At 44.9% G+C, this 20,491-nt stretch carries 21 protein-coding genes; 11 read left to right on the forward strand and 10 right to left on the reverse strand.

What is annotated here, in order from left to right; translation table 11 throughout:
- Positions 1 to 110: 110 nt before the first annotated feature.
- The 8 genes from cobT (at position 111) to btuD (ending at position 8,176) form a co-directional block, all read left to right on the forward strand.
- On the forward strand, positions 111 to 1,154 hold the full coding sequence (cobT, locus tag R7041_RS02940; protein ID WP_206949102.1) for a nicotinate-nucleotide--dimethylbenzimidazole phosphoribosyltransferase: 1,044 nt from the start codon (positions 111 to 113) through the stop codon (positions 1,152 to 1,154).
- Entirely contained in the window at positions 1,154 to 1,960 is an 807-nt protein-coding gene (locus R7041_RS02945) for an adenosylcobinamide-GDP ribazoletransferase (protein WP_031778983.1), read from the forward strand. The genes cobT and R7041_RS02945 overlap by 1 nt, the downstream gene beginning before the upstream one ends.
- A complete protein-coding gene (gene cobU, locus R7041_RS02950) occupies positions 1,957 to 2,490 on the forward strand; it encodes a bifunctional adenosylcobinamide kinase/adenosylcobinamide-phosphate guanylyltransferase (protein WP_064368167.1) in 534 nt (177 codons plus the stop codon). The genes R7041_RS02945 and cobU overlap by 4 nt, the downstream gene beginning before the upstream one ends.
- Before the next feature lie 11 nt (positions 2,491 to 2,501).
- A complete protein-coding gene (gene cobC / locus R7041_RS02955; protein WP_005389801.1) occupies positions 2,502 to 3,116 on the forward strand; it encodes an alpha-ribazole phosphatase in 615 nt (204 codons plus the stop codon).
- 128 nt (positions 3,117 to 3,244) lie between these two features.
- A complete protein-coding gene (locus R7041_RS02960) occupies positions 3,245 to 5,041 on the forward strand; it encodes a M3 family oligoendopeptidase (protein WP_064368170.1) in 1,797 nt (598 codons plus the stop codon).
- 274 nt (positions 5,042 to 5,315) lie between these two features.
- The gene (locus tag R7041_RS02965; protein ID WP_005377878.1) at positions 5,316 to 6,344 is read left to right on the forward strand and encodes a succinylglutamate desuccinylase; all 1,029 of its coding nucleotides are present in this window, start codon (positions 5,316 to 5,318) and stop codon (positions 6,342 to 6,344) included.
- Between the two features lie 82 nt (positions 6,345 to 6,426).
- Positions 6,427 to 7,422, forward strand: a complete 996-nt coding sequence (gene btuC, locus R7041_RS02970; RefSeq protein ID WP_182039695.1) for a vitamin B12 ABC transporter permease BtuC — start codon at positions 6,427 to 6,429, stop codon at positions 7,420 to 7,422.
- Positions 7,409 to 8,176, forward strand: coding sequence for a vitamin B12 ABC transporter ATP-binding protein BtuD (gene btuD / locus R7041_RS02975; protein WP_081048880.1), 768 nt, complete (start codon positions 7,409 to 7,411; stop codon positions 8,174 to 8,176). The genes btuC and btuD overlap by 14 nt, the downstream gene beginning before the upstream one ends.
- 69 nt (positions 8,177 to 8,245) lie before the next feature.
- Here the strand turns inward: btuD and R7041_RS02980 are convergent, their stop codons facing one another.
- The 3 genes from R7041_RS02980 to R7041_RS02990 all read right to left on the reverse strand — a co-directional run bounded on the left by R7041_RS02980 (position 8,246) and on the right by R7041_RS02990 (position 10,817).
- Positions 8,246 to 8,821: a nucleoside triphosphate pyrophosphohydrolase family protein gene (locus R7041_RS02980; RefSeq protein WP_005377875.1), complete on the reverse strand. Its 576-nt coding sequence runs from the start codon at positions 8,819 to 8,821 to the stop codon at positions 8,246 to 8,248.
- Between the two features lie 110 nt (positions 8,822 to 8,931).
- Positions 8,932 to 9,504, reverse strand: coding sequence for a DUF1415 domain-containing protein (locus R7041_RS02985; protein WP_064368176.1), 573 nt, complete (start codon positions 9,502 to 9,504; stop codon positions 8,932 to 8,934).
- An 89-nt stretch (positions 9,505 to 9,593) separates the two neighbouring features.
- Positions 9,594 to 10,817: an MFS transporter gene (locus R7041_RS02990; RefSeq protein WP_206949101.1), complete on the reverse strand. Its 1,224-nt coding sequence runs from the start codon at positions 10,815 to 10,817 to the stop codon at positions 9,594 to 9,596.
- A 106-nt stretch (positions 10,818 to 10,923) separates the two neighbouring features.
- Here R7041_RS02990 and R7041_RS02995 point away from each other — a divergent pair, with 106 nt between their 5' ends.
- Complete coding sequence (locus R7041_RS02995) at positions 10,924 to 11,793, forward strand: LysR family transcriptional regulator (protein WP_017820887.1); 870 nt, start codon at positions 10,924 to 10,926, stop codon at positions 11,791 to 11,793.
- A 27-nt stretch (positions 11,794 to 11,820) separates the two neighbouring features.
- Here R7041_RS02995 and R7041_RS03000 read toward each other — a convergent pair whose 3' ends face one another.
- Positions 11,821 to 12,051, reverse strand: coding sequence for a glutaredoxin family protein (locus R7041_RS03000; RefSeq protein WP_005377871.1), 231 nt, complete (start codon positions 12,049 to 12,051; stop codon positions 11,821 to 11,823).
- Positions 12,052 to 12,189: 138 nt separating this feature from the next.
- Between R7041_RS03000 and R7041_RS03005 the strand changes: the two genes are divergently transcribed.
- Together R7041_RS03005 and rlmF are read left to right on the forward strand one after the other, a co-directional pair.
- Positions 12,190 to 12,705, forward strand: a complete 516-nt coding sequence (locus tag R7041_RS03005) for a M48 family metallopeptidase (protein WP_005377870.1) — start codon at positions 12,190 to 12,192, stop codon at positions 12,703 to 12,705.
- A complete protein-coding gene (gene rlmF / locus R7041_RS03010; protein WP_064368180.1) occupies positions 12,692 to 13,819 on the forward strand; it encodes a 23S rRNA (adenine(1618)-N(6))-methyltransferase RlmF in 1,128 nt (375 codons plus the stop codon). Before R7041_RS03005 ends, rlmF begins: the two co-directional genes overlap by 14 nt.
- A gap of 71 nt (positions 13,820 to 13,890) precedes the next feature.
- Here the strand turns inward: rlmF and R7041_RS03015 are convergent, their stop codons facing one another.
- From R7041_RS03015 to R7041_RS03040, 6 genes are all read right to left on the reverse strand, one after another.
- Positions 13,891 to 14,298: a hypothetical protein gene (locus R7041_RS03015; RefSeq protein WP_231972240.1), complete on the reverse strand. Its 408-nt coding sequence runs from the start codon at positions 14,296 to 14,298 to the stop codon at positions 13,891 to 13,893.
- A complete protein-coding gene (locus R7041_RS03020) occupies positions 14,282 to 15,877 on the reverse strand; it encodes a S41 family peptidase (RefSeq protein WP_064368181.1) in 1,596 nt (531 codons plus the stop codon). Before R7041_RS03020 ends, R7041_RS03015 begins: the two co-directional genes overlap by 17 nt.
- A 365-nt stretch (positions 15,878 to 16,242) precedes the next feature.
- Positions 16,243 to 17,007 carry a hypothetical protein gene (locus R7041_RS03025; RefSeq protein WP_005377865.1) on the reverse strand — a complete coding sequence of 255 codons (765 nt, stop codon included), beginning with the start codon at positions 17,005 to 17,007 and terminating at the stop codon, positions 16,243 to 16,245.
- Positions 17,008 to 17,037: 30 nt separating this feature from the next.
- Positions 17,038 to 17,712, reverse strand: a complete 675-nt coding sequence (locus R7041_RS03030) for a GntR family transcriptional regulator (RefSeq protein ID WP_053303155.1) — start codon at positions 17,710 to 17,712, stop codon at positions 17,038 to 17,040.
- A gap of 152 nt (positions 17,713 to 17,864) precedes the next feature.
- On the reverse strand, positions 17,865 to 19,397 hold the full coding sequence (locus tag R7041_RS03035) for an aldehyde dehydrogenase (NADP(+)) (protein ID WP_206949133.1): 1,533 nt from the start codon (positions 19,395 to 19,397) through the stop codon (positions 17,865 to 17,867).
- Positions 19,398 to 19,418: 21 nt separating this feature from the next.
- Entirely contained in the window at positions 19,419 to 20,420 is a 1,002-nt protein-coding gene (locus tag R7041_RS03040; protein WP_017633953.1) for a 4-hydroxyproline epimerase, read from the reverse strand.
- Positions 20,421 to 20,491: the final 71 nt, after the last annotated feature.

Below are 20,491 nucleotides of genomic sequence, written 5' to 3' on the forward strand. Positions count from 1 at the left end.
CAATTGGATGCAAGTGTATACAATAGTGGGCGCGCAAAAACTGTCGCTGAACAAGACCTCTTGAACAACAGAACACCTCTCACCCAGACAACATCAAAGGAACGTAAAAAATGGATGACTCTTTTGCTGCGGAGATACAAGCACGCATAGATAACAAAACCAAACCCGTTGGTTCTTTAGGCTTATTGGAAAAAGTGGCACTGCAGTTAGCTCTTATTCAAAGTCAGAATAAACCTCAGCCAGTTGATTCCATCGCTATCTGCAAACCGAGCATGCTGGTATTTGCTGGAGATCACGGCGTTGCAGAGGAGGGTGTGAGCATTGCGCCAAGCGAAGTCACTCAGCAAATGGTGGCTAACTTTCTCGCTGGCGGCGCAGCCATCAACTGTTTTTGCGACATTAATGGCATTCAACTCAAAGTAATAGATTGCGGCATGTTGGCTCCTATTGATGTGCTGGTTCCAGAATTTAAATCCCATCCCAACTTGGTTGAACAACGGTTGGGTAACGGTACGGCTAATTTTTCTAAACAATCCGCGATGTCCCCAGAACAAGTGGCGTTAGGTTTAGAATATGGTGCGAAGATTGCTGAGCATACCATTTTGCATGGTTCAAACCTCTTAATGTTCGGCGAGATGGGCATCGGTAATACCAGTTCGGCCTCAGCACTGTTATCGGCGCTGAGCTCATTAGATATTGATTATTGTGTTGGCGTTGGCACCGGAATCAATCAACAGCAGTTGAGCCGCAAATATAAACTGGCAGCACAGGGGGTAAACCGATGTCGAGGTCTTGATACCAAAGCGATTCTCGCACAGGTTGGGGGTTTTGAAATCGTACAAATGGTGGGCGCTTTTTTAGAAGCCAAGCGGCTTAAAACTCCAGTTTTAGTGGATGGGTTTATCGTATCGGTAGCGGCTTATATTGCGACGTTGTTAGACGAAGAAACGCGTGAATACATGTTGTTTGCCCATCGCTCTGAAGAAAATGGACATAAATTTGTATTGGAACATCTTAAAGCAGAACCTCTGCTCGACCTTGGTTTACGGCTAGGGGAGGGAACAGGAGCCGCTCTTGCCTTGCCTCTGTTAAAAGCTGCTGCCCAGTTTTACAACAAAATGGCGAGCTTTGAGAGTGCAGGAGTTACAGTTTAGTGTCAGTCCCTGATAATTCTGAGAAAGTCACGCCGTCATCGTTAAGATACCAGTGGGAGTTATTTCTATTAGCTACCAGTTTTTTTAGCCGCTTACCCGTGCCCCAAGCGTTGCCTTACAGTGAAGAACGCATGAATCAGGCAGGCCGTTACTTTGCGTTAGTTGGTCTCGTGCTTGGAGCACTTTGCGCTTTAGTATTCTCGCTCACCTCAATTTTTTTCCCAGAGTCGGTTGCCATAGTATTAACGATGGTGTTTAGCTTATTGTTAACTGGGGCTTTTCACGAAGACGGCTTGACCGATATGGCGGATGGCATTGGCGGTGGCATGACCGTAGAGCGACGCCTCTCTATTATGAAAGACAGTCGTATTGGCACTTATGGTGCCGCCACTCTCATTATGGCGTTATTGGCTAAGTATGTTTTTTGGAGTGAACTGGCTAACTTGCCGCACTTTTGGTTGGTCATTGTCGTCGCTTACACCGCAAGCCGATCACTAGCAGCGACGCTTATTTATGACATGCCTTATGTCAGTGACAGTGATACGTCGAAAAGTAAACCGCTAGCAAGTCGCCAGTCTTCTCTAGAAGTCTCCATTTTGTTGTTTACTGGTGGCGTAACATTGCTTGTGCTTGGTATCGCGGATGCGATCTTGATATCGCTTGTTCTCGTGGTATTTCGTTTGATGTTCAAACGTTGGTTAACCAAGAGAATTGGCGGCTTTACGGGGGATTGCCTTGGCGCAGCGCAACAGTTGTCGGAACTGCTTATTTATCTCACTATGATTGGGTTGTATCACTCCTCATGAAGCAATTGATACTCGGTGGCGCGCGCTCTGGGAAGTCGCATTTGGCAGAAAAAACAGCTAAGCAATTATCGGTCGCTTCTCATCGATCATTACACTATGTTGCAACCGCGCTGCCATTTGACCAAGAAATGCGAGAGCGAATAGCGCATCATCAAAAGCAACGCGGGGGCGAGTGGCAAGAGCATGAATGCCCCCTTCATTTATCTGAGTTACTGACAAATTTCGCTATCACCGATGTTGTATTGATCGACTGTTTAACCTTGTGGCTCAACAATTGGATATTTGAGTTAGGTGATGAATGTTCCAATGAGAAGCTAGAAGCAGAAATTGAAAAGCTTATACAGGTGGTATGTGGCTCAGATGCGACGTTAATATTCGTCTCTAACGAGGTTGGAATGGGAATTGTACCTTTGGGGGCGGTTAGTCGTTATTTTGTGGATAATGCAGGACGGATGAATCAAAAACTAGCCAGTGTTTGCCATCGCGTTACCTTTGTTTCTGCTGGTTTGCCGTTGGTTCTTAAAGAGTAGGATGGAACAAAATGAAAACACTCAATATCTATCTTGTGCGTCATGGAAAAGTAGACGCTCCACCAGGACTCCATGGCCAAACAGATGTAAAAGTTACGCCTGCTGATCAAGAGAGTATTGCTCGGGCTTGGGCCGAGAGTGGACGAGGTGTGGGTGGAATAATTTCTTCTCCGCTTTCACGCTGTCAAGAACTGGCAAACATCATTGCTGAACAGCAATTATTACCAGTAATGACGGATGAGTCTTTACAAGAGATGGCATTTGGTGATTTTGATGGTATGCCTTTTGATATGCTCACTGAGCAGTGGAAAAAGCTAGATGCTTTTTGGCAATCGCCAGCACAACATACGTTGCCGAATGCTGAGAGCTTAAGCACATTTTCTGAGCGCATATGTCGCGTTTGGTCTCAAATCATCAACGATATCAATGACAATCTACTTATCGTCACGCATGGTGGCGTCATTCGTATGATTCTTGCTCATGTATTGGAGTTAGATTGGCGTAACCCAAAGTGGTATTCGACGTTGTCGATAGGAAACGCTTCTGTCACGCATGTAACAGTTACCATAGATGAGCAAATTTACGCCTCGGTGCGTTCGATTGGCGTACCTCTTTTAACTCGTTAATTTATAAATATTAAAATGCCCAGAACGATATTGCTTACGGGCATAGTCACGGAAGATGTCAGTGGAAGCCCATCTGCTAGGTGCAGGAAGCGAAAATTGACTCAGTTACATAAAAAGGAAATATAGAAATGACAACGCCGAGTTGGGATTTGTCCATCGTTTATAACGACCTTTCTGACCCACGAATTCAAGACGATATTGCTCTTGTGGAACAATGTATTGATCTTTTGAATAAACAATCAGCAGATTGTGGCAACGTAGAGATCATGCAAAATGCGATTTTGACCAATGAAGCCGCGAGTCGTTTAGCGGGTACAGTTGCAAATTTTGCGAGTTGTTATGCTTCTGTTGATGCAACAAACGCCGAAGCGAAATCGTTACTTGGTAAAATGACCCGCATCTTTTCGGAGCTTTCCCAAGCGTTCAGTCCCTTTGATTTGACACTAACGCATGCCGACGAAGAGTTTATCTTGCGCGTGTTAGACCATGAGAATCCTGATATCAGTGGGCAAGCTTTTTCTATCTTGAATTCTAGAAAGTTGGCGGATACTCGTCTTAGCAACGCAGAAGAACAGTTACTGGCTGCGATGAGTGTGGATGGCAAATCGGCTTGGGGTAACCTATACGATAACCTGACTGGCTCATTGAAAGTGAAGCTTGAGTACACAGATGGTAATAGTGAAGAGCTTGGGTTTTCTCAAGCGGCAAGCATTCTTTATGGTTCTGAATTCGAGCGTCAAGAAGCCGCGTGGCGAGGCGTACAAGATGCAATGCAAACGCACCAAGAATCATTCGCTGCGATTTTGAATGCGTTAGCAGGATGGCGCTTAACTGAAAACAAAAAGCGTTCTACGAAGCGTGAAGTTCACTTCCTAGAGCCGAGTTTGCATGGTAGCCGAATCCAAGCTGAAACTTTAAATGCGATGATGACCGTAGCCAAAGACAGTCGAGCTATTGGTCAGAAAGCGGGTTTATTGATGGCGCAAGTACATGGTCTGGATGAGATGAAACCTTGGAATCATCTGGCAGCTATGCCCGCCTTGAGCGGTGAAGCGAAGGTCTACGACTTTGATGAAGCGATTGATGTTATTTGTGAAGCATTTGAAACAGTAAACTCTGAGATGTCGGAATTTGTCCGTTTGATGGTACAAAATGGTTGGATTGATGCCGCGCCAAATGCTAACAAGCGTCTTGGTGCATACTGCACCAAACTGCCAGCAACGCGAACACCACTTGTGTTTATGACTTGGAGTGGCAGCCGTTCAGACCTTATGACTCTGGCACATGAACTTGGCCATGCGTTCCATAACTGGGTTATTCGTGATTTGCCACTTTGCCAAACTTACTACCCAATGACGTTAGCAGAAACCGCCTCTATCTTTGCAGAAAACATCGTTCGTGATCATTTGATTTCGAAAGCGGAGAGCGTTGATGAAAAGCTCGAGATGTTGTGGGAAGAGTTGTCATCTGCGCTAGCTTTAATGATCAACATTCCGGTTCGCTACGAGTTTGAAAAATCGTTCTATGAACGCCGCCAGGATGGAGAGTTAACCGCAGATGAATTCTGTGAGTTGATGTCAGAAACTTGGAAAGAATGGTATGGCGACGTAATGAGCGAACCGGATCCGTACTTCTGGGCAAGCAAGCTGCACTTTTCTATTGATAGCGTGAGCTTTTATAACTACCCATACCTATTTGGTTTCTTGTTTAGCAAGGGTATCTATGCACAGCGAGAAACCAAAGGCGAAGCGTTTTACACCGATTACATCAATTTGCTGCGCGATACAGGCTGCATGATGGCGGAAGATGTCGTCGAAAAGCATCTGTCGATGGATTTAACCCAGCCAACGTTTTGGCAGCAGAGTGTTGAGCTAGTGCGTGAAAAAGTCGATGAGTTTGAGCGTTTGCTCGCACAGCGCGGCTAAGTTTTTCGCAGTGTTGATGCATAATCTGCTTTATAGCTACAAAAATTTGATCAAATCATAATGATCTTAATCAGGGCTGTGGTAAAGTTCACAGCCCTAACACTTTGTAATTGTTTGAAAATTAAACGCCTCAATGCTTGATTTGAGTGCCTGGCGCGAAAAGGCATCGGATTTTCGAGGGAAATAGTGATTTCTACTCATAAGTGAGATCGCAGCAACAAAAATCCTTTGTACAATTTATTAACATATCCGCCGTGCTATTAAGGAGTAACGCATGACGAAGTCTCTCTTTCGCCAATCGTTTTTAACTGACACGTTAGATGTTCATATTGATGTCGCACCAGCGGAGCAGGTGCTTTCTAACGGTGTAAAACTTAAACTCTATCAGCGTGGTGTATTAGAAGTAATCCCTGCGAATTATACTCAGGATACGAAGAACATCATCATCTCTTGTGGGGTTCACGGAGATGAAACCGCACCGATGGAGCTGGTGGATTCCATTATTCAAGACATAGAATCTGGGTTCCAGACGGTCGATACCCGTTGTCTGTTCATTATCGCTCACCCAGAGTCCACTCTGGCGCACACGCGATTCCTTGAAGAAAACCTCAACCGTTTGTTTGACGAAAAAGAACACAAACAGACAAAAGAGCTTGTTATCGCCGATACGCTTAAGCTGCTTGTTCGAGATTTTTATCAGGATACCGACCCGACAACACGCTGGCACCTTGATTTACACTGCGCGATTAGAGGCTCGAAGCACTATACGTTTGCAGTAAGTCCCAAGACTCGTCATCCTGTGCGCAGCAAAGCATTGATCGATTTCTTGGACAGTGCACACATTGAAGCAGTGCTCCTGTCAAACTCACCATCGAGCACGTTTAGCTGGTACAGTGCCGAGAACTTTGGTGCGCAGGCTCTCACAATGGAGCTTGGCCGTGTGGCTCGTATCGGTGAAAATGACCTCGATAAACTGACCGCGTTTGATTTGTCTTTACGTAATTTGATTGCGGAAACGAAGCCAGAACACCTACCAAAACCATGCATTAAGTATCGCGTAAGTCGCACAATCGTTCGTTTGAACGAAGACTTTGACTTTATGTTCGACGACAATGTTGAAAACTTCACCTCATTTGTTCACGGCGAAGTGTTTGGTCATGATGGCGACAAACCATTAATGGCGAAGAATGAAAACGAAGCGATTGTCTTCCCGAACCGCCACGTCGCAATAGGTCAACGTGCAGCTCTGATGGTTTGTGAAGTGAAAACCCGTTTTGAAGAGGGTGAGTTGGTTTACGATTAATCCAACATTGCTTTGAGAAGTTAATTGCAATTTACCGAGGCTTAACTGTAAGGTTAAGCCTCGTTTGTTTTTATCGGTCGCTATGGATTTTCAACAACTTATCCTGAACAAGGAACGACGCTGGCAACGTAACCTGATGGTTATGTCGATCGTGCTCGTTGTACTCTCTGCCATTCACTTGATGGTCGGAGAAATTTTCCTTTCTCCTTTTCAATCCTTATCTGCATTTGAACAGAAGTTATTGGTGGACTTGCGTTTACCGAGGTTAGTGTCTGCGGCAATTATTGGTGCTGCGTTAGCGGTATCTGGCGCGACGTTACAAGTGTTGCTTGGGAACGTGTTGGCTGAACCTGGCGTGCTTGGTATATCTGGTGGTGCAAGCTTAGCAATGGTCTTAATCATGTTCGCGTCACCTGTTCTTCCTACCCCGATTGTTTTTATGTTGGCAGCGATTGCAGGCTCGATGGTATTCACGTTTGTTTTGGTGGCGATAGCAAGGGCAATGCACCTGACGACGGCTCGATTGCTTTTGGTTGGGGTCGCATTGGGTATTTTATCGAGCGCGATTGTGACGTGGGCATTTTACTTTAGTGATGATCTCAGTTTACGCCAACTGATGTATTGGTTAATGGGCAGTATTGGCGGTGCAAGTTGGTATCAACATACCGTTACTTTAGTGATGTTACCGGTGCTTATCTGGTTATGTTGTAAAGGCAAGTCGCTTGATAAATTGATGCTGGGTGAGATTCATGCGACCCAATTGGGTGTCGATGTGCATCAAATGCGTTGGAAATTGATCCTCGCCATTTCTGTTTTGGTGGGTAGTTCAGTCGCTTTGGGTGGCATCATCAGTTTTGTTGGTTTGGTGGTCCCGCACTTGTTGCGTTTGGCTTTTGGTACGGAAAACCGTTATTTATTGCCACTTTCTGCAATATCTGGTGCTGCGTTGCTTGTATTTGCTGACATCGGCGCAAGATTGTTATTGGACTCCGCAGAGTTACCTTTAGGTGTCATGACAACATCGATTGGCGCACCTATTTTCATCTGGATGCTGGTGAAGAGTCATGATGCACGTTAAACATATGTCGGTCGGTAGTCGATTATTGCCTCTTTCTTTTGAATGCAAAGCTGGCGAAATCGTACATGTAGTTGGGCCTAATGGTTCCGGTAAGAGCACTTTATTGGCTGCGATTTCTGGTACGTTAAGTCACCGAGACGGTATGAGTGGTGAAGTGTACGTTGGCAACAAAAACTTGCTTACTTTACCGTTGTCAGAGCAAGCTCATGTTCGAGGTTATTTGTGTCAGCAATCGCGCCCAGCGTTTAATGTTGATGTGTTTCAGTATCTCGCTTTATCTCTGCCAAGTGGTGCTGAGATTGCGGATATCAAAGTGCGTGATGCCGTCAATATGGTGGTGGAGCTGGTACAACTGCAAGATAAGCTTCATCGCAGTATTCAAACATTATCCGGTGGTGAGTGGCAGCGTGTCCGATTAGCAGGTGTATGTTTGCAGGTGTGGCGTACTATTAATCCTTTTTCGCAGTTTTTAATTTTGGATGAGCCAGCAGCACCGTTAGATATTGCGCAAGAGGGTCTGCTCTATCAATTGATTAACGCTATGGCGGCGCAGGGAATTGGAGTATTGGTTGCTAATCACGATCTCAATCGCACATTAAAGCACGCAGATAAAGTATTGCTGCTTAACAACGGTGTGCTGCACTCATCAGGAAGTGCCGATACTGTGCTAACGGAAGAAGCGCTCGGGGAAGTGTTCAATACTCAAGTCAAAAAGGTCATCGTAGATGAGCAACCTTATTTAATCTTTGATTAGTATTTAGGGACAATAAAAAAACGACCTACTTGAGGTCGTTTTTTTAATCGAGAAAGCCAAACTCAACGCTTACTGAGTTAGCGGTTTTAGATCTGCTGGGCGGTAGTAAACAGATTTGAGTACTTTGCCTTTACGAATGGTTTTACCTTCCGATACGAAATCTTCGGCGCATTTCGCGATGATGTATTCACCTTTCTGCACCGCCATCAACTTGATGCCTTGTTCTGCGTAGAATGCTTCTGTTTCTGAGTACTCTTGCTCGTTACGGCATACTTTGCTCATGTTGCTTGAATGTACTTCATCCCAGCAAGGAATAAACTCGATACCACGGTTTACCGCAACGTTTAATAGAAGATCAATTAAGTAGCTGATCGCCAGATTGTCTTCTACTTTGCTGTGGCCAAGATGAACGAGACGGCCCATTAATACATACACGCTGTCTACGATGGCATCTGCTTGCTCAGTTTTACAATCTGCTTCTGCTAGCTCTGTTAGCTCTTCGATCGCCAAAGAGGTGTGTAGTGTGTCTGCTTGCGTATCAAGGCTTGCAGCGTCTGCGACTGGTAAGTCGAACGTACTACGGAACTCGGTGATATCACGGTATAAGTGATCAAAAATCTCTTGGGTTAGCTTTGACAGTTGCATTCTAATTTCCATTGAATCGATTGAAGCGGCAATGATACCAAACCGCACTTTGAACCCCAAGGGCATTGCATCTAACTGGTGATAAATCTGCCTTTGGGGAATGGTGGGGCTTAACGAAATAGGTAAGGGAACAGCTTTTTACGTTCTTCCTCTGAAAGGGCGGAAACACGAGCGATGTTCGTATCGGGAATGGATTCAGGATCAGGATAGTGTTTTAGTACCTTTTCCATACTCTCTTCGCGAATCAAATGGAAGATCGGGTAAGGAGAACGATTGGTCAGGTTTTCGTCGTCTTCAGGCCTAGCGCCGCCAAAACAGTAATCAGGATGGAAAGTCGCTACTTGGAAAATGCCTTCCCAGTTCTGCTGCTTAATTAACCCTTCAACCCAATCGATACAAAAATTGTAGTCCCAGAAATCTTGTAGCATGTTGGGAACCACAACCAACGTGGTCTCAAGTTGTTCGGGCTCTGTGTTACTCAGCTCAATCAGTTGCAATAAAATATCTTCAAGAAGCGTTTCTTCTTGAGTCGCTTCACTAACAAAGATTTTGATTTGTTTATTACGTTGCGGCTTGGCAGCAAACGGACAAAGGTTGAGTCCGATTACCACATCGTTGAGCCATTGAGCGACCTGTTGAGTGATCGCTTCGATATCTGTGTTTTGTGTTGAACGCGTTGACATACGACTTTCTGGTTTTTATTAAAGTAGCCCAAGCATAGCAGAGTTGGTTATCCAAGTAACCAGAGAGGTATTACGCAAATGAGCGTACCTTAGCTACTCTTTAAACTCGCAGCGTCAGGTGTTTGGTCAGTATGCTTTCTTTCGGCAATGTGTTTCAAATACGCAATCGCAGCAAACATCGCTAGGTAGACTGCGCTTCCCCCCATAAGAACACTCGACCAACCTCCATGCTGCCAACAATAAAGAAGTAAGAATCCTCCCAAGCTACCGCCTACGTAGTAGTGTACTAAGTAGAGCGCTGTTGCGGTGGCTTTGGCGCGAGTGGCATTCTGACCGACCCACCCGTAGGCGAGGGTATGAGTAAAGAAGGCACCAAAACTTATCAGCAACAACCCAACTAGCATTGCAGTCAGGCTTTCAACCGCCGCAATCCACATTCCCGTCATGCTTACTATCGCGCCTAAGAACATACCTAGGATTGAGGAATAACGTTTACTCCAGTGGCCTGCGCAACGAGAGGAGAAAGTCCCTCCCAAGTAACAAATAAAGATCAGTGAGGCCAACCCGACGGGCACATTGTGAGGTTCACTCACCAGACGGAAACCCATGACGGAGTAAAGGTTGACGAACAAAGCAAAGTTGAGTCCTCCTATCAGCATCGAGAACCACACGCGTTGGTTTTTAAAATGACCAATAAGCGCACGATTTTGATGGCGCAAGCTGCTTGATGACGGGGTGAAGTTGCGCTGTGTTGGCAATAAATAGTGAACGCCAATGACACCAAGAAGAGTGAACACCATCATAACTTCAATGGCGACATCAACACTGAAATTGTCCGCCAATAAGCCGCCGCTAATACGTCCTGCAATACCGCCTAATGAGTTAGCCGCAATGTACGTTCCAATTGCCATCGAGAAAGCGTGCTTGTCGAGCTCTTCTGTCATGTAAGCCACGGCGACCGCAGCAAAAGCTGCGAGCGCGACACCGATCAGTGCTCGACATACCACCAAAAACAGGAATGAGTCACCAAACAGCATCAAAGCGGAAAGGGTAGGAATCGAAAACAGACCGGCCATCATGACTGGTTTTCGTCCCACTGATTCTGATAACACAGCCATTGGAACGAGGCTAAAAGAGAGAGCGAGTGTTGAGGCCGCAAATAACCAGTTCACTTGCGTTTCTGAGATCGTAAAAATTTGGGCAAAAGTGGGCAGCATTGGCTGTAGTAGGTATAAATTTGAAAAAACCAAGAAGGAACCAAGCGCTAGCGAGAGCGTAATGCGTTTGTATTCCGGTGTGCCAAAACTGACCATGAATCCTGCCTAATGTGAGCAAATGGAGAGACTGTGATCAATCTATCAGTTCGTTGTAAATTAAAAAAATATATTAAAAATATGGACACCATATATTTTTGATCTAATGGAATCGAAACAACTTAAACATTTTCTGGCGGTCGCTGAACATGGAAACATTACCCATGCAGCGAAAGCCCTGCATATTGCCCAGCCCGCATTAAGCATTTCTATCAAAAAGTTTGAGCAGTCTTTGGGCGTTACCCTATTTCGCCGTGATGATAAAAAAATCAGCTTAACGAAAGAGGGCGAAACGCTACTTATACATGCCAAGCGGGTGATTCAACAGTTGCACGACGCGCAGCTCGCGATTGATGAGTTGAAAGGCTTAGCGAAAGGAGAAGTACGACTCGGAACGCCATCAATGATGGGCAGTTATTTCTTTCCACGAATTGTGATGGCGTTTAAAAGCCAATTCCCGGAGTTAAAATTGACCTTGGTCGAAGCTGGGACTCAATCGATTCGTCGTATGCTGCTCAATGGTCAACTCGATATCGGTGTGATCAGTTGTGATAACGTGCCTGATGACCTAGAAACTGACCATTTGTTTACTAGCCAAATGGTCGCAGTTGTTTCACCTGAGCATGAGTTAGCCCAGCGACACGCTCTTACTTTTGATGAGTTCTTTGAACACGATTTGGTTATGTTTCAGCATGGCTATTTTCACCGCGAATTTTTGGATCAGGTGAGTGAGGAGCATGGGTTTACCATGAAGTCATCATTCGAGACCAACTTACTGCCTTTGATTTTGAGTATTGTAAAACAAGAGTTTGCGATTACCGCGTTACTGGAATTGGTGACTCAACATGAGTCGGGCGTTGTTGGCTTACCGTTTGAACCACCAGTGACGCTGGATCTGGCACTTGCTTGGCGCAAGCAGGGGTACTTATCAATAGCAGATCGAACGTTTATCGACTTTATCAAGCGCTACGTTTAAACGCAGCGCAGATTCATCGTCCGAGCACTAGTCGCCTTTGTACATCTTCTCGAAGTTCTTTGGGTTCCAGCCAATCATTACCCGATCACCAATTTTTAAAACTGGCACTGAACGAGCACCAAGCGCATCAAGTTCTTTGCGACCGCGTTGCATCTTAGCATTGCACAAACGATAGTTAATATTTTTCGAATCCAGATAACGTTGAGCATCTTTGCAGTGAGGGCATTTGTCTTTGACATAAAGAACGACACGTTTCATTGAATTTCTCTCCATTATCATTGGGAGGCGAAGTTTAACGGCCTTTCACCATAAATGAAAGGCGAAAGCTAAGGTGAAACTGTCTTTTATCTCAGGTATATTGAGCGCCTTTATTTTGTCATAACAGACGTTAACTCTATGCATCCGTCACTTCGATACATTCAGGGCTACCCACAAAACATCGTAGAGCAGGTGAGCTCATTGATAGCGAGTGGCAAGTTTGTTCCTTGGTTCGAAAAGCGTTATCCCGATAGGCACCAAATCAAAAGCGAAAGGGCGCTCTATGAGTACGCCATGGCAATCAAAAACCGCTACATGAAGAAAGCCGCGCCAATCAGTAAAGTTGTCTACGATAAGAAAATTCACGCGGTAAACAACGCGCTTGGTTTGCACAGTGTAATCAGTAGAAACCATGGCGGTAAGCTGAAGTCGAAAAACGAGATTCGCATTGCCAATGTATTTAAGGATGCGCCCGAGCCACTATTAAGAATGCTGGTGGTACATGAGTTGGCGCATACTCGTGAGAAAAACCACGACAAGGCGTTCTATCAGCTATGTTGCTATATGGAGCCTGAGTATCACCAACTCGAATTTGATGCTCGTTTGTTTATGATTTACCTCGATTTAAAAGCGAATTTGAATGAAGAACAATAATCACAACGCGAAGCAAGCAAAGCCAAAGACTTCAATGGCGGGTCAGAATAAAGACGCGAATAAAGCCAAGCCGAAGCGTGTTAAAGACAAAGTTGCGCGCAAATCCTCGCAGCCTGCAGGAAAGAGCGAAGTCGAGTTCATAAAAATAGCGAAGAATGGTTTGCATGAGCGTAATGTTCATCGAGGTCGTTACGATTTTAAAAAACTCGTGGAAAGTGAACCACAGTTAAAGCCATTCGTTATTAAAAATCCGAAAGGGGAAGACTCCATAAACTTCTCTGATCCTAATGCTGTTAAAATGCTCAATAAAGCATTGCTTGCTGCGTATTATGGTATCGAGTTCTGGGACATTCCCGACACCTACCTTTGCCCACCGATTCCGGGCCGCGCTGATTACATTCACCGAGTGGCAGAACTACTTGATGGTGAAGTAAAAGGTCAGTACGCGCACCAAAAAGTGAAAGCGTTGGACATTGGCGTGGGAGCAAACTGTATTTATCCGATTGTTGGTGTAACAAAATACGGTTGGCACTATACGGGCAGCGATGTCGATCCAAAATCCATCCAATCGGCTCAAACGATCGTAGAGCACAATCGTGTTTTGACGGGAAAAATTGCACTAATACAGCAACACAATGATGCCAATATTTATCGAGGTATCATTCAACCGAATGATCGTTATGATGTGACGACATGTAATCCGCCATTCCACCGTTCGGCGGAAGATGCCGCTATGGGCAGCCGGCGTAAAATCGATAATCTAAAAGCAAACCAGCGTAAGAAAGGGCTAAAACCTCAAACCGCACAAGTAAAGACAAGTAAGCTTGCGTTGAATTTTGGCGGTCAAAACGCTGAATTGTGGTGTGAAGGCGGAGAAGCGGCGTTTATCCGAAAAATGGCGAATGAAAGCCAAGCTTTTGCTGCGCAGGTCTTGTGGTTTACAACACTTATATCCAAAAAAGACAACGTTCGCCCGATGCGCAAGCAGCTTGAAAAATTGGGTGTGAAAGCCATTCGTGTGGTTGAAATGAGTCAAGGACAGAAAGTGAGCCGCTTTGTAGCTTGGTCATACATGGATAAACAACAGCGTAAAGCATGGATTGAATTAAAGTAACATTGACCGTTTCACGCTGAGCAATAAAGTAGAAAGCCCGCTGATATCAGCGGGCTTCTATTTTGGGAGATCTAAAACTTAATGATGGGCTCACAATCTAGTGAACTGAGAGAGACAAAAGTATCTGTTTTGGCATAGTACAAGCCACAGGTTTCACCTCTGATCTGCAACGTATATTGGTCTGGAAGATCCGTATAGCTGCCATCCAACAGTTGATTGTTTTTCCCTTTTACTCGTCCTTTTTCAATCAACACATGCGGTGAGGATTCAAATACGTTATTTGCGATTCTAGGTGCTGGTGTCCCTTGGATTTCTGCGATCGCGTTTTGAATCTCTATGACTGTTTCCGGAGAGTTCTTTTTACTCAATGCTTCAACGGGTTCTTGTGACATAGCTTGGCATCCAATCAAAGAAATCGAAGTGCCTAAGAAAAGCGCAACCCGAATCAGCATTCGTAAAAAGCTAGTTGATCTCAACATGAATTGCCTCTGTTCGTAGCGGAGAGCGAAGATCGCTTAACTCCGGAGATGAAATGTTACGCGGCATGGCGTTGAAACTTGAAGAGGAGACTGGCGGACAGGTTCCAGTTTCCATGTAGTTTAGCGCCGCAGAAAGCATACCTTCAGACGGATCGCCTAATGGTTTTGTTAGGTCGTCATTGACCCAGCAACCTTCCACTCTATTGTTTAAGCCTAGCTCGGTATTGATTTGGCTCTTTGGAGTAGGAATAAAACCATCAGCGAAGTCGCCAAATTTTTTCTCGTTCGCCGACTTGAACTGAATAGTGTAGTACATAGTGCCGCAGTTTTGTTCTGGTGAGAACCCATACGGTTTACCTGTGGTTGTTGAGCCTATTTGGATAACCTCCACATCAATGCCGCGCAAAGCGTTGATTAACAGTTCACTTGAGGAAGCCGTGCCTCCTGAAGTCAGTACATATACGCGCTTTTTGTTCAGTGTCGGAAGCACTTGGTCCGAATATTTCTGTGCTGCCCAGTCTATTGCTAGATTCGTAAAGCGATAGATGTTATCCCCATCCTTAATGGTACGCATCACTTTGTCATTGTGAATCAATTCACTGAAGACTCGGTTCTGACCAGCACCGCTTAGCATGTAGCCTACTTGCGAGGACTGAAGGACTAAACCACCGCCGTTGTAACGTAAATCAACGACGATCTCGTCAACATTCTCTGCTGAGAGCGTACTAAACGCCTCAATAAGCGGGGCTTGAGCGCTTGGTTCGAAGGAGTTGTATTGCAGATAGCCGATTCGCATACCATTGTGTGTAATCACTTTGGCATTTTTAACTGGAGAGGTCATGACATCAGAGGCGGTAAGCGTCACGGTTTTCTCTAGACCGTCGACACTCTCAAATGTGAAGGTGTAATCTTGATTGATGTCAGGGTTAAAAAGCGTTTTATTAATAAAATCAATGTCGGACTGACTACCGGTGTTAACCACATCAATATTATTGATTTTCAGAAGCTTATCACCACGAGCAATGCCGCTTCTATCAGCTGGCGAGGCTTCTTCAGTGTAGGAAATACGAACGTCTCGAGGTTGTACGCCACGTAGGAATGCCCAGTTAAAACCAAATCCAGCAACTAAACCGGATTGCGATGATTTCATATCATCTTCATAAGGGACGGTAAAATGGAAGCGATCTTTTGGTTTACCCGTCGCGGTAGTAGCAGAGGTGACCAGCGTATTGAAGTAATCAGTAACAGTTTTGTAGTTTGCTGGATTATTATCAGGAACCTCGTCATACCATAGATACGTTTCGTTAGTAAAAGCTCTTAAAAAGAGTTTTTCGTGTAATGCAGAGCCCAATTTATCTGGATAGGCGGCATAGTTGTCATATGGGTCCAGTCCGACGCGGGGCGTTTCACATTGGTTGATAAACGTTTTCGACGGTTGGCTAAAATCATGAACTTTCCATGTTGGACCGTTTGCACTGCTAGTGGACGGAGTAGGTGATGAACCATCACCGCCGCCACCGCCACAGCCTTGTAATAATGCGAGAGTGACTGCCGTTGCTAAAGAATACTTAAATTTCACTTTTCTATGTCCTTATAAATAATAGAATTATAATTATGTGTTTTGCTTTTGTTTTTATTAGCTAGGTGAATGTATTAATTTAATTTGTTCGTCTGCAAATTTATAGTTAAATAGTGTGAGGTAAATAACGTAAAAAAGTTGTCTTTTATACTTAAGCTAAATTAGTCATTACTTAAGTTTTCTGTCTATTTCAAAAGAGCTAACAAGACAATTAATAAGTGTGAAATTAAGACAAGTTCTTAGTTGACTAAGCGACGCTTGCTAAATAAAAAATCAGAATTAGATTCAGGAAACGCTTTGAATCAATAGTTTGGTAGGGGTATATGATGTTATCTGGGGTTTGTTTGATTTATTTGTCTGATGCTTTAACTTAATTTAGTGAGTTGAGCGACGTGCTTTAATAGGCTTCCGTCAATGTTAGGTAAATCATCAGCGAAAAATATCTGAGCACCGGGAGTGCAGCGCATTAATATATTTGTTAGTTCACCTTCATTGTTGGAAGTGTTAACTGCGTTAAGTTTCGCTAATTTATTACAAAGCTCGTCCTCTATTTGCACTTTCTGCTCTTCGGTGAGCCTAATGCGACCTATACATACGCCTGGGTTGATATCATGAGAAAGCGAATCTTGTTGAAATCGCTCTTTGAATAAGGTGTCTAATGCCGTACCTTCTTCCATAATAAATCGACGACCAGAACGGTAAAACAAGCCGTCTCCGAAGTTTTCGACATATCCTAGAATTTCCGCGATACGCAAATAGAATCGTAAGCTTGTATCAGAAAGTCCGTAAGTTTGGGCTATCTCTTGCGGTTTAATATCACGAGAAGTCAGCATATAAATAAAATCAAGTAAATAAGGATGCTCAACGAAAAGGGCGCTCTCTTCATCTGTTAGCATTTGCTCGTTTTGGTGCTGAAGCTCGTTGGCTAAGGTTGCGAGTTCGATGAGATCGGTATTCAGGTAGTTCAGATAAATAAGTACTTTATCCAAACCTAAAGCTGGATTATGTAGGTGGCGTTTAATACTAGATAAAGGGATGCCACTTTTCTCTGACAAGGAATTGTAGCAAAGCCCTTCTTCTTTAATCTTTTGTCGTAGCGCTGCAAGTAAAAACTTTGGTCCAACATTCATCCTTGAATATCACCTTATTCGTTATTCCATTTACTGGCTGATATTTTGCCTTTCAAGCAGCAGGTTTCGAATCGCTGTGCCCGCTTCTAGAATGTGCTTTTTCAGTAGATACTTGGCGCCTTCGATATCGCGATTTTGGCACATTTCAAACAAGTTTAAGTGCTCTTCTTCTGCCTTTTTAATGCCTGTAGTAAACAATAGCTGCATGCGTATGTATCGGTCACACTTTGTGTTCAGGTTGTAAATGACGTCCATAGTTTCAGGCATGTTGGCTGGCGCATATAGGGCTTTGTGGAACTCGTAGTTGTAGTTGCTCCATTCTTCTACTTCGTCGCCACTGTTCACTACTGACTCGAAACGTTCACGAACTTCGCGCGCGCGTTCAAGGTCAGCGTCTGTCATATTTTGAATCGCGCGCTCTAAAATGTGGCATTCCACGACAGCGCGCAGTTCAAATAGCTCATTGATTTTCTCTGGAGATAGCTCAGTGACCGTCGCACCTTTGTGAGGTTCAAAGCTAACGAGTCCTTGTGCTTCCAATTGAACTAACGCTTCACGCACAGGAATTCGGCTAACATTAAACTCTTTTGCTAACGCATCTTGACGTAAAGGTTGACCAGTTTTTAACTCGCCCTTCAAGATCTGAGTTCGAATTGCTTCCTCAACGAGCTGAGTGCGCGTTTTAAAAACAGGTTTCTGTGACATTGAAGTCTCCCGTGAAATTAATATTGTATCCAATCCATTTTACTTTAGTAGTTTATTGTTTTTCTGGCACAAACCAACTAGGAAAGAAGGTTTTGAGAAGTAGAGTGAAATAAAAGGCATCAGTTGATGCCTTTTTGAGCCATTTGGTGGGCTTATTGGGACACACTGCCATCTATGGCGCGTTGGATACCCAGTGGGTTCGACGCTTTTAATGAATCCGGCAATAAAGATTCTGGCAAAGCTTGATAAGAGACCGGACGCAACCAACGATGAATAGCCTCCGCACCGACAGATGTTGAGGCAGAATTGGTTGAAGCCGGATATGGTCCACCATGAACCATAGCGTAACCAACCTCGACGCCAGTTGGCCAACCGTTGAATACAAGGCGTCCGGCGATTTCTTCCAAACTTGGAAGCAGTTGCTTGGCTTGTTCTTCGTCTTCAGCGGTAGCGTGAAGGGTTGCGGTGAGCGATCCAGTCAGTGAATCACTCAGTTTCAACATGTCATCGAAATCTTCACAGATTACGATTAACGATTGAGGACCAAATATTTCTTCCTCCCATTGCGGGTTTTCACGCCAGTTTTTACTGTCCGTCACGAACAGTGCTGGTGAGACATTGGTCGCTTCTGCTTGTTCAGAACGAGTGACGTTAATGCCTGTTTCGGAAGCTCGCTTATCCACTTCGGATTCATACGTTTCTCGGATTCCTTGCGTTAGCAAAGTGGCCGTTGATTGTTGTCGAATTAACCCTTGAGCGATTTCGATAAAGGCTTGCGTTTCTGGGCTATTCAAGACAAATACAACGCCTGGTTTTGTACAAAATTGTCCACAGCCCAAAGTCATAGAAGCCACAAATTCTTCAGCCAATGATGCGTTTGCCCGTATGGCTGAAGGGAGAATAAATGTTGGATTAATCGCCCCTAGTTCGCCATAGAAGAGGATTGGCTCTGGTCTTTGCTGGGCTAGATTGAACAGCGCACGGCCACCACCGACTGAACCTGTAAACCCAACCCCTTTAATTTTTGGATGGGTAACGAGTGCTTGGCCAAGTGCACGTTTGTTACCTTGCAATAGCGTGAAGATGGCTTGCGGTAAGCACTCTTTCTCAAGTGCAGCCTCAATACACTCAGCAACAAGTTGACTGGTGCCAGGGTGGGCGGTATGGCCTTTTACAATCACAGGGCAGCCAGCAGCCAGTGCCGAAGCCGTATCACCACCTGCAGTAGAAAATGCGAGCGGAAAATTAGACGCACCAAACACGGCGACAGGGCCAATTGCGATTTGTTGACGGCGAATATCTGGTTTTGGCAGTGGTTGACGGTTTGGGTTTGGCGTATCGAAGATTGCTTGATAGTGATTACCCGAGCTCACAACCTCGGCAAATAGTCGTAATTGGTTGGCGGTACGTCCTATTTCACCGCTTAAACGTGCTTCGGGAAGGGCAGTTTCTAAATGAGCACGAGCAACGATTTCTTCACTCTTCTTTTCCAATTCAGAGGCGATAGAGCAAAGTAAGCTCGCTCGCTTTGCATTGCTTAGTTGGCGAAACTCACGCGCAACGCTTTGGGCGGCTGAGGCTGCTTGATTAACTTCTTGCTCCCCATGCACCGGAAACTCTGTGGGTAGAGGCTCACCAGTAAAGGCGTTGACTGCGTAAAAAGTGGTTGGTTCTTGTGGGTTCATCATTCTTCCTTACTATCCTTATTACTTCACTTCAAATCCGTACGCATATGGGTCTTCATCGTCTACCCATATCGTGTTGTGACCGTATACTTGTGCCCATCCTTCAATACTTGGCAAAATAGCGGCTTTGCCATTCACTTCGGTAATGCCTTCTATACGTCCTTGAAATAGGCTGCCGATGATACTTTCGTGAACAAAGTCTTCCCCTTGATTGAGTTTGCCTCTTGCATGCCATTGCGCCATGCGTGCACTTGTGCCCGTACCACATGGCGAGCGATCCAACGCTTTGTCACCGTAAAACACAGCATTTCGAGCGGTGGCGTTTTCTTGTGTGGGCTCTCCGCTCCATAGCACGTGAGAAACACCGCATACTGTAGGATCTTCTGGATGTACGCACTCAACCGCTCTAGATACCGCTTCGCGGACTTTTGGTGAAAGCATCAAAATTTCATCTGGAGAGTAGTGTTCAAGTCCGGCGTAGCTTTCTTGAGGATCGACGATTACGTAATAGTTTCCGCCATAAGCAACATCGACAGTGAGCTCACCTAAGCCCTCTATGTCCACGGTTACGTCTTGGTGGGCAAGGTAAGCTGGTACGTTAAATATCTTCACCGACGTGACCTTGTCACCTTTTGTTTGGTAGTGCACTTCGATTTGTCCTGCTGGGACATCAAGTATCAAACGGCCTTCTTTTTTGGGAGTGATAAGGCGATTCTCGATAGCGGTAGTGACGGTTCCAATGGTGCCGTGGCCACACATTGGTAAGCAGCCACTAGTTTCAATAAACAGAATTGAAGCGTCTGCGTTATCGCTGCAAGGAGGCAAGACAACTGACCCCGACATCATTGAGTGTCCGCGAGGCTCAAACATGAGTGCCTGACGAATCCAATCATAATGCTCAAGAAAGTATTGGCGCTTTTCGCTCATGGTATTGCCTTCGAGTGGAGGCACACCGCCTGCGACCAGCCTAACTGGGTTGCCGCAGGTGTGGGCATCAATACAGAAAAAAGTTCCTTGTCTCATTTTTCGCTCCTTGCTGAAAAAATGGTTGAATTAAACAATAGTGATGTTAACGTAATGTAAAATATATTGTA

This window comes from Vibrio sp. 1751 (genome assembly GCF_033339895.1).
In the GTDB taxonomy this organism is placed as follows: Bacteria; Pseudomonadota; Gammaproteobacteria; order Enterobacterales; family Vibrionaceae; genus Vibrio; species Vibrio alginolyticus.